The sequence below is a fragment of the Streptomyces sp. LS1784 genome (assembly GCF_020103755.1).
In the GTDB taxonomy this organism is placed as follows: Bacteria; Actinomycetota; Actinomycetes; order Streptomycetales; family Streptomycetaceae; genus Kitasatospora.
Map to the genome: position 1 here is coordinate 1 of NZ_JAHSQD010001186.1, position 826 is coordinate 826.

General features: G+C 73.0%; 1 pseudogene. It reads right to left on the bottom strand.

The features are described from left to right. Positions 1-431 (bottom strand): annotated as a pseudogene (locus KS423_RS46445) (ThiF family adenylyltransferase); the annotation flags it as partial. Between the last annotated feature and the right edge of the window lie 395 nt (positions 432-826).

Here is an 826-nt window from a genome sequence, read left to right on the forward strand (position 1 = left end):
GCGACGGCGGCGCCGACCCGGCCCGCGCCGCGCACCTCGATCCGCGCGTCGGCCCGGCGGCCCAGGATCGCCGGTGCGGCGCCCGGGCCGGAGTGGACCAGGGAGAGCGAGGCGAGGTCGGGTTCGAGCAAGTCCCGCTGCTGCCCGGGGAAGCGGGCCAGTGCCCGGTCGCCGGCCTCCGCGTCGTCCAGCAGGCCGGTCTCCTCCAGGCCGGTGAGCAGGGCGTCGGCCGGTTCGCGGCCGAGCCCGATGCGTTCGCCCTCGTTCAGGAGCTCCGGTCGGTCGCGCGTCCCGTCGAGCAGCGCGAGGAAGTCGCAGAGGGTCTTGTCGGCGTTGCCGAGCACCCCGGCGAACCGGGTGACGGTGCCGAACTGCAGGGTCTCCGAGTCCCGCCAGCTGCGGGACAGGGCGGGCTTGAGGGCGAGGCGCACGACGATCTCCCTTCCGATCGTTTCCGGACGGCTGACCGCAGCATGCCCCATCGCGGCGACGGCGTGCAGGGAGTTGTCCACAGGCCCGTGCGCATGATCGCATCATCCGTTCGCACACCCTGTGGATAACTGGTCATCCTCCTCGGCGTCGGTTTCCGGACACCCGCCGTCGACTTTTCGTTCCCGATCACTCCATGAAAGATTCCGGCCATGGCAGCGGACTTCTGTCCGTGGTGCGGGGTAACGTCGTGTGCCATGGCAGCCGAGCGGGACTCCCATCCACCGGCGTCGCGCCGGCGTGCCCGTGCAGCGTCCGGGTCGCAGGTCGCGGCGCCGAACACGCGCGGGCGCCCGGACCAGCGGCAGCAGCCGAGGCCGGCCCCACCGCAGCCGCC